Annotated in this window: 13 protein-coding genes; 8 read left to right on the forward strand and 5 right to left on the reverse strand. The window is 38.2% G+C overall.

Annotated elements, in window-relative coordinates:
• Nucleotides 1-58 precede the first annotated feature (58 nt).
• Nucleotides 59-532, forward strand: a complete 474-nt coding sequence (locus tag ACPZ3T_RS09365) for a hypothetical protein (RefSeq protein WP_490275482.1) — start codon at nt 59-61, stop codon at nt 530-532.
• Nucleotides 533-785: 253 nt separating this feature from the next.
• Here the strand turns inward: ACPZ3T_RS09365 and ACPZ3T_RS09370 are convergent, their stop codons facing one another.
• Together ACPZ3T_RS09370 and ACPZ3T_RS09375 are read right to left on the reverse strand one after the other, a co-directional pair.
• Nucleotides 786-3,521 (reverse strand): hypothetical protein, encoded by a 2,736-nt coding sequence (locus ACPZ3T_RS09370; RefSeq protein ID WP_490275484.1) that lies wholly within the window; start codon nt 3,519-3,521, stop codon nt 786-788.
• 587 nt (nt 3,522-4,108) lie between these two features.
• Nucleotides 4,109-4,267 carry a DUF4351 domain-containing protein gene (locus ACPZ3T_RS09375; RefSeq protein WP_490277169.1) on the reverse strand — a complete coding sequence of 53 codons (159 nt, stop codon included), beginning with the start codon at nt 4,265-4,267 and terminating at the stop codon, nt 4,109-4,111.
• 124 nt (nt 4,268-4,391) lie between these two features.
• Between ACPZ3T_RS09375 and ACPZ3T_RS09380 the strand changes: the two genes are divergently transcribed.
• The 7 genes from ACPZ3T_RS09380 (at nt 4,392) to ACPZ3T_RS09410 (ending at nt 8,877) form a co-directional block, all read left to right on the forward strand.
• Nucleotides 4,392-4,928, forward strand: a complete 537-nt coding sequence (locus ACPZ3T_RS09380; RefSeq protein ID WP_490275486.1) for a GNAT family N-acetyltransferase — start codon at nt 4,392-4,394, stop codon at nt 4,926-4,928.
• A gap of 124 nt (nt 4,929-5,052) precedes the next feature.
• Complete coding sequence (locus tag ACPZ3T_RS09385; RefSeq protein ID WP_490275488.1) at nt 5,053-5,736, forward strand: Uma2 family endonuclease; 684 nt, start codon at nt 5,053-5,055, stop codon at nt 5,734-5,736.
• A gap of 48 nt (nt 5,737-5,784) precedes the next feature.
• A complete protein-coding gene (locus ACPZ3T_RS09390) occupies nt 5,785-6,009 on the forward strand; it encodes a type II toxin-antitoxin system Phd/YefM family antitoxin (RefSeq protein ID WP_490275490.1) in 225 nt (74 codons plus the stop codon).
• Nucleotides 6,009-6,395, forward strand: a complete 387-nt coding sequence (locus ACPZ3T_RS09395; protein WP_490275492.1) for a type II toxin-antitoxin system VapC family toxin — start codon at nt 6,009-6,011, stop codon at nt 6,393-6,395. The genes ACPZ3T_RS09390 and ACPZ3T_RS09395 overlap by 1 nt, the downstream gene beginning before the upstream one ends.
• A gap of 91 nt (nt 6,396-6,486) precedes the next feature.
• Nucleotides 6,487-7,716 (forward strand): RuBisCO small subunit-like domain-containing protein, encoded by a 1,230-nt coding sequence (locus tag ACPZ3T_RS09400; RefSeq protein ID WP_490275494.1) that lies wholly within the window; start codon nt 6,487-6,489, stop codon nt 7,714-7,716.
• Nucleotides 7,703-7,843, forward strand: a complete 141-nt coding sequence (locus tag ACPZ3T_RS09405; protein ID WP_490275496.1) for a hypothetical protein — start codon at nt 7,703-7,705, stop codon at nt 7,841-7,843. The genes ACPZ3T_RS09400 and ACPZ3T_RS09405 overlap by 14 nt, the downstream gene beginning before the upstream one ends.
• Nucleotides 7,844-8,082: 239 nt before the next feature.
• A complete protein-coding gene (locus ACPZ3T_RS09410) occupies nt 8,083-8,877 on the forward strand; it encodes an LmeA family phospholipid-binding protein (RefSeq protein ID WP_490277170.1) in 795 nt (264 codons plus the stop codon).
• A 309-nt stretch (nt 8,878-9,186) separates the two neighbouring features.
• Here the strand turns inward: ACPZ3T_RS09410 and ACPZ3T_RS09415 are convergent, their stop codons facing one another.
• The 3 genes from ACPZ3T_RS09415 to ACPZ3T_RS09425 all read right to left on the reverse strand — a co-directional run bounded on the left by ACPZ3T_RS09415 (nt 9,187) and on the right by ACPZ3T_RS09425 (nt 14,203).
• Nucleotides 9,187-10,578: a UDP-glucose dehydrogenase family protein gene (locus ACPZ3T_RS09415; protein ID WP_490275498.1), complete on the reverse strand. Its 1,392-nt coding sequence runs from the start codon at nt 10,576-10,578 to the stop codon at nt 9,187-9,189.
• A gap of 119 nt (nt 10,579-10,697) precedes the next feature.
• On the reverse strand, nt 10,698-11,633 hold the full coding sequence (locus tag ACPZ3T_RS09420) for a UDP-glucuronic acid decarboxylase family protein (protein ID WP_490275500.1): 936 nt from the start codon (nt 11,631-11,633) through the stop codon (nt 10,698-10,700).
• Nucleotides 11,634-11,998: 365 nt separating this feature from the next.
• Complete coding sequence (locus ACPZ3T_RS09425) at nt 11,999-14,203, reverse strand: cation:proton antiporter domain-containing protein (RefSeq protein ID WP_490275502.1); 2,205 nt, start codon at nt 14,201-14,203, stop codon at nt 11,999-12,001.
• Nucleotides 14,204-14,276: the final 73 nt, after the last annotated feature.

Here is a 14,276-nt window from a genome sequence, read left to right on the forward strand (position 1 = left end):
TATATCAACAACATCCAGCAAAAAATATCAACTGCTCAAAAATAAAGGATTTGCCCATATGAATTTTCCTTGCAATTTTGCTGGTAACTGGTTAAAAGTCGCGCTCTCTTTAACAGGGTTAATTAGCTGCTTAACCGTGACATCAACTCCAGTATCAGCACAAGTATTAATAGAAAGCCCTATTTCTGAATTTGGTACTGGAGAGCCTGCAAGTTTTTCAGGTGCAGCAGTGTATGTTACTCCTGCTAATTATCTATCCAGTATTGCTGCTGAGGCCGTCCCACCTAGAGGAACTTATTTTGCCGGATTTAATGGTAACTATACAGTAACAGCAACTTCATATATAGATCCCATTACTCATGTTTCATATCCGAGCTTAACACTCCACACAGGTGGACTAGTTGCACTTCCATATGAAGTAGCAGGATCTATTAGAGGAGCTATAGTTGATAGGCTCAGAAATGGCAATCTTACTCTAGACGAATACACAGCCGTGCTTAGGGCTGCTCTGGGTAATGATGGTTTAGATTAGTTGGTTTTAATTAATCGTAGTACTTAGACAACTGACATATTTTTTATGTAGGATATCTGACGCGGCAAAAGTATTTGAACGTAGTCATAAGACTTATCGCGTCACGCACTAAGCATCGAGTGTGACACTTGCATAAGTCCTGAATCATAAACATAAATCTCTTGCCTAAAAGGCAGGGGATTTATGTTTAAAAAATAAGTTTGATGACTAAAAAAATAATTAATTAGATAAAAAAATATAAATCTTACAGATATTAAAACCTAAAACCACCTTCAAAACGCGCTTCTAATAAATCCCCAGATATCCCTATACGAGACTCCCAAAAATTACTACTACCAGGAGTATTATGCCGAATCAATACACCATATGAAAAATCAGCCAATCTATTTCCTAGATTGCGGTCAAGAGTTCTAAAATTCTGTAAATAACCTCCAAAAGCCCACTGAGTATTTATGGCTTTAATACCTTCTAAGGTATAGAATAACTCATCTCTTATTTCTAGAGAAGTATTCAACTCTAAACCTGTATTTAAAAGCAATTTACCCTGGAAAAATCCTACTGGTGTCAGACTAGATTGATTATCTACAAGTAAAATTGCTGCGGATAAAGAATAATCTAAATTTCTATTTTGATGAGAAAAAAAGTAACTTAAATTCAAGTAAGCAGGATTCTGAAAATTAGCAGCACTATTCCAAGCAACTTGCAGCGATGGAATATGATTAGTAATAGATTCAGTTTTTCCCTGTGTATCAACTTTTACACTGGTGTTAATATAATTCAATGTTCCATTAACATAAATACCTAATGTTGGCTCTGAAATACCCAGATTATTGCTAATATTAAATGCACGGTCTGGATGCAAGTTAAACCAAATACCAGAATTAATTCCAAAATTCCATTTTCCTAAAGTACCAGCCCATAAAGCCTCTATAGTTGGTAAATATAAATATCCATCAAATATTTGTAAGCTAGTAATTAGTTGACCATCTTGACTTAACTCAATGCGGTCAAAAGCCAAGTCAGATAAGCGAATGTCAATAGGAGCAGATGTAATATTACCTGAATTAAAACTTTGAGTAAACTGTTGACCATTAGGAGCAGTTAAAGTCACTTGTGTCGCAGACGCACGATTGGATGTTTGTTGTGAAGGAACAGGGACACTAATAGATGTTAAAGGGCCAAAAGTATTATTAGAAACTTCAGCTTTAGAAATAAAAGTTTCACCTTCTCTCCAAGTACGCTGACCATCAATAATTTCAACTAAACGCTTATGATTACCAGTACGCAGTTGTAAAATACTCGAGCTATTTGGTGTGATTATACTGGGAAAAGTTAATATACCAGATACTTGATCTAAACCACTAACCCGATTACTCAAAAACAGTGTTCGGTTAAGTATTTGGTTAATATTACGTCTTTGTGCTGGCGTTGCTTTTGAATCTAAAGCCGCAAAAGTTTCTTGTCGAGAAAATCTTTGTTTCGCCTCCTGTAAACTTGCTTCTAGATTTGGAAAACTTACTAATTCAAAAATGCCTCCTATGAGCATCCCTATTGTAGAGTTAGCAGTTTGTAATTCATCTATTTGTGTTTCAGAGAATGATAAAGATAAAGAAACACCAGGATTAGTAGAAATATTAGTATAAGTTGCTTTAGCTGCTGAAGAATCATACTCCAATAAAGTTTGATTACGAGAGTAGCTCAAATAAAATCTATGCCAGTCGTAAGTTTCAAACTTGTCTTTAATTGCTAAAGTTCTCCTACTTTCACCTAAAGTCACCCAATATAGTGAATTTAAATAATAAAAATTGCGTTGATTGTTGTTAATTCCAGGATTGAACAATATTTTATATAAATCCGAGTTATCAAATTGCTCTCTACTACCAACTTTTATGCCAGGATTAGATGTTATTTCGGCTTGAAACTGAGTTCTTTCACCAGTTAGAGGATTTCCCCAAATAAATCCGGCATTTCTTAAAGTATCTTGAGGAATTACTGTTCCACGAGTAAAACCCACATCACCTAATAATGGTTGTAAATTACTCGTAGGGAAGCTTTGTAAGATTAAAGGATCTATTTCTGTATTAAACGATGAAATATTAGGAATAGTAGAAGTGATAGAATCATTGCTACCATTAATCCTAATCGAACCAGCAGGAATACCTACTGGATTAATCACTTCTGCCGCAATTGATTCGATAGAAAATTGGTTAACACCAATTTCTTGTGCTAGTTCTTGAACAGCTTGGGGTAGAGATGAAACTGCTTGCATTCCCCAAAGTTTCTGAGTCAGTCTAACCCTCTGTCTGCGTTTACCATCGGTTGATTCTCCTTGGTACAAAACTCCACTTTGCCATCCCTTGGTTTCTATGACAATTCGATTTCCAGGCAATACCCAATAAAATTGATCTTCTTTGGGAAAGTTGGCAAAGGTAAATCTCTTGAATACAGGTTCTTCTGAAGAAAATTTAATAGAGAAATCAATATATTTTGTATCCTCAAGAGGGTTAAATGTTGAAGAATAAACAGTGAAGTTATCTCTAGGGTCAATAATCCAAGGATACCTTAATGCACTATTTTTAAGTGCATTGAGTATTAATAACTCTAAATCACTTTGTTGTAGATTTGGCTTTTGATTCTCATCATTGAGAGGATCTGGTTTTTCTATGTCATTTTCATCAATATCTGGGTTTTGAAAGGGATTGATTGGCTCTATTATATTTGTATTATTTTGATTAGGAATAAGTTTAATTGATTCTGAAGATAAATTTTGTGTAATGACAGTAGATTGTAATTTCTCTGAATAAGTGTTCAATAATTTATAGCTAGATATTTTTTCCTTTATATTACCAATATATTCACTAAATACTAATGATTCAATCTCTGTATTTTCTTTTGCATTTACTCTCTCTTTTATAAAAATGCTTGTTAATAAAACTGTGAATAGAGCTATTTTAATAACTCTGATCAAATAATTTGATGGAGTAGACATTATAGCCCCAATGAATAATATAAACGATGCTTTGTATCTACATTGACATGGGAATATACGAGTTTATACCCAACTAAATTAGATGTGATAAGTTTCAGAAGATTTATAATTAATGATCGAAGAAAATATCTCAGGTAATGGTACTTAGATTTAAGTCTGCATTTTAATGCAAGATATAACTGATATTTGACCTGTAACTACATTTTGAAGTTGACAAAGTGTGGATATAGCAAACATATTGCTGAAAATAGTAAACCAGCAAGTCAATTAATTCTATTTAACTCAAGACTGAATTAAACACAGAGGAGAAAATGTATATTAGATAGTTTAGGTTGTTGTCAGTCAACAACGAAAATAATGTCTTTTTTAAAGTTATTTTAGACAACGAAATTCACTCAATAACTATAATAATTTATGTTTTTTATGCTAAAAACTTTATTGCTGTAATAAAAATTACTTTTATATTAGTAGATTTACATTCCTGTGGTAGTACTGTGATTATTATCGTTGTTTTGGCTTTGACACCGATATTTCCAGATGCAAGATTTGAGTAGTAGGCGATCGCTAATCATTAATTATTATTAAATTTATTGATTTGTAATGTTCTGTTGTTGGTTTAACCAGAGTTCTAAATCTGCGACTGTGACAAAATCTAATAATTCTTCTCCTAAGATTTCTAACTTCTCTATGGATAATTGTTGAATTTGTGCAATGAGCGAAAAATCTATTGCGGTGGGTGTGAGTATCCATTGTTGGGGAATTTCTGAGTCTGATATTTTGCTTTTGTTGCGATTTGCTTCTCGCTGAATTGCCTTGTTTACTTCTAATGCTTTTGATAGACAATCTTTAATTTCTTCGATGGATTGAATTATGGTGAAAATTTACAAGAGAAAAATCACCCAATCCGAAGCAGAATTACTTATTAAACAAATTAAGTTGACACCTAATATTATCGGTTATTCTTTAACAGAGTGGATGGCAGCAGAACATATAATAGTTGCTGAAAATGAAGCTGGCAAAATACTAGGAGTTTGTTTAAATTATAATTTTAATAAACATTGGTATAAAATAGCAGCATTATTTGTATTTAAGGAATTTCGAGGACAAGGTATTGGCAAATTATTGTTTTATGAATCCTATCAAGATGGTGTGAGAAGGCACAGAAATATATATACCATCAGTGCCAATCCAATCGTTATAAAAATGATAAAGGATTTGAATTTTGTTTTATTCAATAATTTATTTTCTGAGTCTAAAATAAATAATCAATCTAAATTAACCTTAATTTGGCATTCAGTTCTATGGCTAATGGAATTTTATAGACTTCAAGAAATAATTAGAAAATCCATAGCTTACAAAAATCGTACTAAGTTTGTTTACGGCATTTATATGCTTCAGAATAAATAGACAATAGCTTTGCAAGATACTGTATGGGGTAGTCATTTCGGATTGAGTTACCGTTAGTAATGTTTGAATTGAGATAAGAATTGCCTATACTAGAAGCAGTAACATTCCTGTGAAAAATCTACTCATGACATCATCACTAGAAAAGAAAGTTCCTCCGTTAGAAAGTGGCGATAGACTTACACGCCACGAATTTGAACAGCGATATACAGCAATGCCACACATTAAAAAAGCAGAATTAATTGAAGGAGTTGTATACGTGGCCTCACCATTACGTTTTAGAAGTCATGGAGAACCTCACGGTAATCTTATCGGCTGGTTATGGACTTACAAAGTTGCTACCCCAGGGTTAGATTTAGGTGATAATGCTACAGTCCGTTTAGATTTAGATAATGAAGTACAACCTGATGTTGTCTTGTTAATTGAGCAGAAACTAGGTGGACAAGCGCGTATTAGTGAAGATGATTATATAGAAGGTGCGCCAGAGTTAATTGCAGAAGTTGCAGCTAGCAGTGCTGCCAATGACTTGTATGATAAAAAACGAGTCTATCGCCGCAATGGTGTTAAAGAATATATTGTTTGGCAGGTATTAGAGCAAAAATTAGATTGGTTCGTTTTAGAGAATGGCGAATATATATCATTAGAAGCAGACAATGAGGGTATGATTAAAAGTATACTATTCCCTGGTTTATGGTTAGATGTTTCTGCTTTATTAACTGGTGAAATGCCACGAGTTTTAGCAGTGCTACAACAAGGTTTAAGTTCTGAAGCACATCAAAATTTTATACAACAACTATCAAAATTCTCTTAATTGATTAAATTAGAAAAGTTCATAACAATTTCATTATAGGCGGAAATTATGACACAAATTACTCTATCTGAAGCATCTGAGAATTTATCAGAGTTGATTGACGCAGCACTTGGTGGTGAAGAAATTATCATCATTAAAGATAATCAACCTGTTGTAAAATTAACTCCTGTATCGCCAGTAAAACGCCACCGTCAACCAGGAAGTGCTAAAGGGCTGATTACCATAGCAGACGACTTTGACGAACCATTAGAAGAATTTCAGGAATATATGTAATGATGTTGCTCATGGATACACACACTTTCATTTGGTATGTAACAGATGATGCAAAACTCAGCAATTCAGTAAAACAATTAATCAACGATGAAAATAATGCAATTTTTCTGAGTCTAGCTAGCATCTGGGAAATAGGGATTAAGCAAAGTATAGGTAAGTTGACCTTTAATTTGCCCTTTGAAATCTTTATTACACAGCAAATTATTATTAATGAATTTAGTTTACTAGAAATCAAAATTCAGCATATTAATATTGTGTCCCAACTACCTCTACATCATCGTGATCCCTTTGACAGAATGCTAATTGCAAAAGCTATCACAGAAAATCTCCCTATCCTCAGTGCAGATACAATTTTTGATAACTATTCTATACAACGTTTATGGTAAGAAATTTTTAAACTCTACCGCAAGTTAAATAAACATTAGACACCAAAAAAACTTAGCATTATTTTTATACATCTTAACCAGGGATAAACTTATGGCTTATTATATTGCTCCCCGCTTTTTAGACAAACTAGCTGTTCATATCACCAAAAACTTCTTGAATATTCCTGGGATTAGAGTACCGTTAATTTTAGGGATTCATGGACGCAAAGGTGAAGGGAAAACCTTTCAATGTGAGTTAGCCTTTGAAAAGATGGGTGTAGAAGTCACACTGATTTCTGGTGGTGAGTTGGAAAGTCCCGATGCAGGAGATCCCGCACGGTTAATTCGCCTCCGTTATCGAGAAACAGCCGAGCTGATCAAAGTCCGGGGTAAAATGTGCGTACTGATGATTAATGATTTAGATGCAGGTGCAGGACGCTTTGATGAAGGGACGCAATACACTGTAAATACTCAGTTGGTGAATGCCACACTGATGAATATTGCCGATAATCCCACAGATGTGCAGCTACCGGGAAGCTATGACTCAAATCCCATCCGGCGTGTCCCGATTATCGTCACAGGTAATGATTTTTCCACACTCTACGCACCATTGATTCGGGATGGACGGATGGAGAAATTTTATTGGCAGCCTAACCGCGATGATAAGGTGGGTATTGTGGGGGGAATTTTTGCTGAAGATGGACTCTCACCTAGAGAAATTGAACAACTGGTGGATACTTTCCCTAATCAATCCATTGACTTTTTTAGTGCATTGCGATCGCGCATTTACGACGAACAAATCCGCGACTTCATCCATCAAGTAGGATTTGAGCATATATCTTTGCGTGTAGTCAATAGCTTAGAAGGCGCACCCGTATTTAAAAAACCAGATTTTACTCTCTCCCATCTCATCGAGTCTGGAAAATTTATAATGGCTGAACAGCAACGAGTCGAGACTTCCCAATTAGTAAATGAATATAATCGTTTGAATCGAGGTAAAAGCTATCAGCCAGAACCACCAGTTGAGGTAACATCAAGCAACCAACCCACCAATCAAAATTCAAATACCCACTTAAGCCTAGATACACAAGAACAAATCCGGCAAATCTTATCTCAAGGTTATCAAATTAATTTTGAACACGTAGATGAACGTCGTTTCCGTACAGGTTCTTGGCAAAGTTGCGGTACTGTCCACATCGATGCTGAGTCTGACGCTATCTCCACTTTGGAATCTTTTTTAGGTGAGTATAGCGGTGAGTACGTGCGCTTAGTGGGAATTGATCCCAAAGCCAAGCGGCGAGTTGTGGAAACGATTATTCAAAGACCGAATGGGAAGAATTAGGGGACTGGGGGCAGGGAGCAGGGAGCAGGGGGCAGGGGGCAGGGAGCAGGGGGCAGGGAGCAGGGGAGCAGGGAGCAGGGGAGACAAGGGAGACAAGGGAGACAAGGGAAAGAATTTTAGATTTTAGATTTCGGATTTTAGATTGAAATCCAATCCAAAATTTAAAATCCAAAATCCAAAATTGAATTGCCCAATTCCCAATGCCCCATGCCCAATGCCCCATGCCCCATGCCCTATGCCCTATGCCCTTATCTATCATCAGCTATCCCAAGTCAAACTATCAGCACATTTAATCACGGGATCGCTTGCCGTATTGTTCACAATTTGTTACAAAAGTACAAAGAACTTCTAGAGACCCACAACCAAATGTTCGGCGGACTAACTGGTTTACAAGATCCTCAAGGCACTGACTGGGGCGAAAAAATGCTCAATACAGTTGCTAGCCAAACGATTCGCCATTTATTTACCCGAAGCGAGTCAGTAGAAGTCCTTGTGCGCTGCTACCCCTCCAGCAAACTGTTGCAAGGCAGCATTGATAGTTTCAAAATGAGTGGACGCGGCTTGGTTATCCGTAGAGATTTTGCTGTAGAGGAGATGTCTTTTGAAACGGATGCGGTAACTATTGACTTTGGTGCAGTTTTAGGTGGGAAGTTAAATCTGAAGCAACCAACTCAGGCGATCGCGCAAATAGTATTATCGGAAGATGGCATAAATCAGGCGTTTAAAGCTGAATTGGTGAAAAAACGCCTAGTCAATCTTTCTGTACCTGCTTTAACAGCATTATCAGGCGGTCAGCCAGTATCTTTCACCGAGGTGCAAGTAAAACTATTACCCCAAAATTGCCTGCGACTCTCAGCCCAGGCAGATTTAAATAATGGTGAACTCATACCCCTGCACATGACTTTAAGCATAGCCGTAGAAAAACGTCGGCGAATTGCTTTTCAAGACCCCAAAATTGAGCTTGATTTAGTACCAGACACCCAAAAAGAAATTTCTCGGACATTAAGCCTAGCACTAGCAGAAATTTTAGATAATATGGTCGATTTGGATCGTTTTGACCTAGATGGGGTAAAAATGCGGCTGAATCGTTTAGAAACTGAAGGAAAAAGATTAATTTTCAGTGGCTATGCGGAAATTGAACGGATTCCGCGTAATTCGTAATGGGCTGCGCCCCGCTACGCTAACGTAATTCGTAATTAAAAACCGTCTAGAAGTTTCTAGGCGGTTCTTAATTTATTTATCAAGCTAATTAAGTGAGGTGATGTGCGACTTATTCTTGAAACCCCTCTCCATAGAGCGAAGCTCTTCTCGTAGACTACCTCTCCTCTGCAACTGTAGAGACGTTGCATGCAACGTCTCTACTTTGATTCTTGCTCCCCTTCCCACTCCTTCGGAGAAGCAAGCTATGTAGGGAAGGGGTTGGGGGTTAGGTTTGAAAAAAAGTTGCAGACGGCGTTAAGTGTTAATTTTCTATCTTCTACCGACACCTACATAGTGGAATCCAGCGCGAATCATGGTTTCGGGGTCGAGGAAGTTCCGACCATCGATAATTACGGGGTTGGTCATTAATTGCGCCATCTTGGTGTAGTCAAGAGAGCTAAATTGTTGCCATTCTGTGACGAGTACCAACGCATCGCAACCATCAGCTAAACGTTCAGCATCGGTTTCTACTAACACACCAGAAAGGCCATGACGCATTCCGGTTTGGGAAATGATGGGGTCATAGGCTTTAACTTTAGCACCCAGTCTGTTGAGTTGTTCGATTAAGTTGAGTGCAGGCGCGTCGCGTAAATCATCGGTATCAGGTTTGAAGGTTAAACCTAATAAACCAACTGTCTTACCTTTGAGAATTTTGAGAGCTTGTTGGAGTTTTTCTAGTGCAATCAGGCGTTGACGCTCGTTAACGCTCACAGCAGATTTTAATAACTGCGCTTCATAACCGTAATCATCAGCAGTATGAATCAAGGCGGAAACGTCTTTGGGGAAACAAGAACCACCCCAACCAATACCGGCTTGTAAGAATTTATTGCCGATGCGGGAGTCTAAACCGATACCTTTAGCTACTTGGGTAACATCAGCACCAACGCGATCGCAAATGTTAGCTACTTCGTTAATAAAACTAATCTTAGTAGCTAGGAAAGCGTTAGCAGCGTATTTAATCATCTCTGCTGAACTGAGGTCTGTTGCTAGTATAGGCACAGGAGGTAAGGATTTATCCTCAGCAAATTTGCGCTCTACAATTGGTGCGTAGAGTTCTTCCATCATGGAAATTGCTTTAGTGCTGTTACCACCCAAAACAATCCGGTCGGGGTTGAATGTATCGTATACTGCCGAGCCTTCCCGTAAAAACTCTGGGTTACTCACAACATCAAACTGATGGACTGACTCAGGTAGTTGATTCTCACTGCCACCACCGACTGTCACCGGGGTTTTTTGGCGTTCAGCAATCCCATCCATGACAATCATCCGTACCCAGTCACCTGAACCGATGGGGACTGTAGATTTATTGACAATTACTTTATAACCACCATTGAGGTTCGCCCCAATACCACGAGCTACAGCTTCCACATAACGAGTATCGCTTTCACCAGTGGGTAATGGTGGTGTACCTACAGCTATAAATAAAATTTCTCCGTGAGCAACACCAGCCGCTAAGTCCGTAGTAAATTGAATTTTGCTGTTTTGAATTGCAGACTGCATAATTTCTGACAGTCCTGGCTCAAAAATCGGTGACTGGCCAGATTTCATCAGTTTGACTTTTTCTTCGTTATTGTCCACACAAATAACGTCATGGCCAATATGAGCTAAACAAGCACCTGTAACTAAACCAACGTAACCAGTACCAATTACACAAACACGCATTTTTAACTCCTCACTTTGTTTGGGGTTACTTTTCAATAAACTGAACGTTTCTAGGGAACACCGCTACTTAACTACGGGTTAGAAGTAGGTTAAGTCTGCATCTCAATTGAGTTAGAACTCTAGACGGTATTTTTGATGCGATCGCGGAAATCTTCGATTGTTAGCTTTAATCCTTCTTCTAGGGGAATAGTGGGTTCCCAATTTAACAGGGTTCTGGCTTTTGTGATATCCGGCTGACGACGACGAGGATCATCAGCAGGTAAAGGCTCAAATTTAATCTCTGCACCTGGGTTGATTAAATTTTGCACAGCTTGCGCCAGTTGTAAAATCGTGTATTCACCAGGATTACCCAAATTAACTGGCCCGATGTAATCACTGTTCATCAGGCGGATAAATCCTTCCACTAGATCGGATACATAGCAAAAACTTCGCGTTTGTGAGCCATCACCATAAACAGTCAAAGGTGTGCCTCGCAAGGCTTGAACGATAAAGTTACTTACAACGCGCCCATCATTTTCTAACATTCTTGGCCCGTAGGTATTAAATATACGGACAACGCGAATATCAACTTTATTTTGTCTGTAGTAGTCAAATGCTAAAGTTTCAGCGATTCTTTTGCCTTCGTCGTAGCAGGAACGCAAACCAATGGGGTTAACACTACCGCGATATTCTTCTGTTTGTGGGTGAACCTCTGGATCTCCGTATACTTCGCTAGTAGAAGCCAAGAAAAATCTCGCTTTGACACGCTTGGCTAATCCCAACATATTCAGTGTTCCCATCACGTTAGTTTTCACTGTTTTTACGGGATTGTACTGATAATGAACCGGAGAAGCTGGACAAGCTAGATGGTAAATTTGATCTACTTCTAACCGAATTGGTTCGGTGATGTCATGGCGAATGAGTTCAAAGTTAGGATGATTCATCCATTGGAGGATGTTACGTTTGTGACCTGTGTAGAAGTTATCTAAACAAATTACTTCATGCCCTTCAGGAATCAGTCGGTCAATTAGATGAGAACCAATAAACCCAGCACCGCCCGTCACCAAAATTCTCATATTGTCTCAGTTGCTTAAAAATATTGCTAGCTGTTGTTGACGTTGTTAATTTAGAATACCCAGCCTCCGTATGAAAATACAGAAATAACAAGGCAAATCCAAAATAAAACACTAGTATTAAGTAATTTTACTATGTTTTTAATTTTATTACATTATATTTCAGTATTAGGGCTAATTCAATTAGCAAAATAACAAACATCGTCTAATGTTTGTGCTGACCTCACTTATAATTCATCAAATCTTCAACAAGATAAAGTCTTGTTCAGAGAAAACTGTAAAGTTTAGGAAATTGGGGCAGGGGGCAGGGGGCAGGGGGCAGGGAGAAAGGGGGAAAACGTCCTCTCCCCTACCCCAAAGCGGCTTGATTAAATCTGCCTTTCTTCATTTTGAGTTTTGTACTCTTGTGAAGAACCTGTTGGAGTAGGGTTTTCGATGGCGGCAGGGTGTTGTGAATTTTGAATTGGTAGAGTGATTCCTGTTGGTTGGTGGTGTGGTTCTGCCAACATAACGATTGAGCAGGTGATTTGTCTGACTAGCTCAGTTGTGACATCGCTGATAGCTAATCCACTGGGGTTGGTATGATTACGTATAAAGGGTAAGACGACTAAATCATATAGTCTTGCTGCTTGTAAGATTGCTTGAGCCGCATTTTCATGGGCAATAATTTGAATTTCTGGTGAATTGGGCAAAGATAACTGAGATATGATTTGGGCAAGGTGCGATCGCCTAGCTGCAATTTTACTGGAACTAGTACGGCGATCGCATACACTTAAGACTGTGACTTGGGCTTGATTAGCTTCTGCTAACATCTGCCCCAACTGTACGGGCTGTAAGGCAGGGTTAATTAAATTTTCTAATGGCACTAAGATGCGTTGAATTTTTTGGGGTGAGTCTACCAGCCTTGTCACGGCTACTGGGCAATGAGATGCCCACAACACACTATCAATTACATTGCCAAATAACCGCGCTCTTAAGCCAGTACGTTTACCCCACCCCATCACAATTAAATCGGCTTTTTGTTCACGGGCGGCTCTGGTAATTCCTGGGGCAAAAGCATCATCAATTCTTAGTAATGGTTGTGCTTTGACACCTAAAGCTTGACTTTGGGTGATAGCTTTTGTTAACAACCGCTCACTTCTTTGCACAGATGATTCTAACTGTGGTGCATCCATCTGAGCCGCAGCTGTAGCGATCGCTAATGGCATAATCTTACCTTTTGTCTGACGTGCTAACAATGCCGCCATTTCAATTAGATACTGCTGAGTGTGAGGATTATAAATAGGTACAACTATTTTCAAGCTATGACTAAGAGATGCTTCTGGAGGCTGGGTTGGCAAACTTGCAGCTACTGTAGTCATCACAGATTGAGGCGTTAAAGCTACAGCTGCCCGATTAGTAATTAAGGGGCCTAAAATTGATGTGACTAACATCAAAATTACAAAGCTGCTTAAAACATCTAGTGGGAGGAGTCCAGCCCGATAGCCGACAAACGTAGCGGCTAGAGTGATACCCACCTGGGGAATTGATAATGACCACATAGTGATCATTTCTTGCCAGTTATAACGATATATGAGTTTTGCTAACCAAGCAGCAATCAATTTACCAGTTAGCAACCCAACAATAATGACAATAGATAACTTTAAAATAACAAGATTATTGATTAAATTTGGCAAATCAATTAATAAGCCAAGATTAACAAAAAAAATCGGGATAAATAAAACATTACCAATAAATACTATTTTTTCTTTAACTAGCCCTTCACCAACAACTTGATTGACTGCTAAACCTGCTAAAAATGCACCGAATATTTTTTCTACACCGATAAACTGAGTTCCCATCACTGCTAAAAACCCAGCTAATAACACAAACAAAAACTTGTTACCTTCGTCGTCTCCTGAACGCCGAAAAAATTCCTTACCTACCCAATTTAATCCCCACAAAACCACAATCGAGTAAATCAGTAACCAGCCTAAGAAGGTAATCAGTTTAGCTAAAGTGAATATTCCGGCCTGGGATATGGCAACACAAACCGTTAATATGATCAGTGCGCCAACATCTGTAAAAGCTGTAGCTGCAATTGTACTGGCGACAGCTTGATTGCTGATCACCCCCAAACGACTCAGCAGAGGATAAGCCAAAAGAGTATGAGAAGCAAATAGAGAACCGATTAAGATTGAATTTTGCCAACTAAAATTGAAAATTATGCCAATTAAAGTTCCTATAAACAACGGCACACCAAAGGTAAATATGCCAAAACCTATAGCCCGTTGTTTATGTCGTCGCCATTGTGCAATTTCTACTTCTAAACCTGCAACAAATACTAAATACACTAAAGTAATATCTGCTAACAGGTTAATCAACGCTGATTGTGTCTCAAATATATTCCAGCCTGATGAACCTAGTACTAAACCTGAGAACACCAAGCCAACAAAACCTGGTAATTTCAGGCGATCAAATAAGATCGGTACTACTAAAATAACTACCAACAAAATAGCAAAGGGAACAATAGGTTCTTGTCCCAGAATTTGGGCGGTTGCTTCTAGAGCAAGAACTGGTAATATTCGTTCCATAGGTAGGAGTTCAAGGAGGAATGGTGACGCTATGATTACCTTTTAATAATTTTTAAATGGTTAATATAGCAGT

This window comes from Aliinostoc maniaoense (genome assembly GCF_058172895.1).